Origin of the sequence: Herbaspirillum sp. UBA812, from assembly GCF_002296545.1 — a bacterium.
Taxonomy (GTDB): Bacteria; Pseudomonadota; Gammaproteobacteria; order Burkholderiales; family Burkholderiaceae_D; genus Herbaspirillum; species Herbaspirillum huttiense.
Genome location: NZ_DBIC01000101.1, coordinates 472 through 863 on the forward strand (window position 1 = coordinate 472; position 392 = coordinate 863).

Below are 392 nucleotides of genomic sequence, written 5' to 3' on the forward strand. Positions count from 1 at the left end.
TGCGCGCGCCAGTTCCACGCGCTTTTGCAGGCCGTACGGCAGGCGTCCCACCGGGGTTTTGCGGATGTGCTGAATTTCAAGGAAATCGATCACTTCTTCGACTTTCCGCCGATGTTCGATTTCCTCGTTGCGGGCCGCGCCCCACCACAGCGCATTGGAAAACAGTCCCGAGCGCATCTTGGTGTTGCGGCCCGTCATGATGTTGTCCAGCACGGTCATGCCCTTGAAGAGCGCGATGTTCTGGAAGGTACGAGCAATGCCCTGGCGCGCGATGCTGCTGGGATGCATGCCCAGGCGCGGCTGACCGCGATAGAGAATGCTGCCCTTCTGCGGATGGTAGACGCCGTTGATGACGTTGATCATCGAGCTCTTGCCGGCGCCGTTGGGGCCGA

General features: G+C 61.0%; 1 protein-coding gene. It reads right to left on the minus strand.

The window, feature by feature from the left end; all coding sequences use genetic code 11:
• The coding region (locus tag B3873_RS06395) for an ATP-binding cassette domain-containing protein (protein WP_286864723.1) at positions 1 to 392 on the minus strand (392 nt) is incomplete at both ends.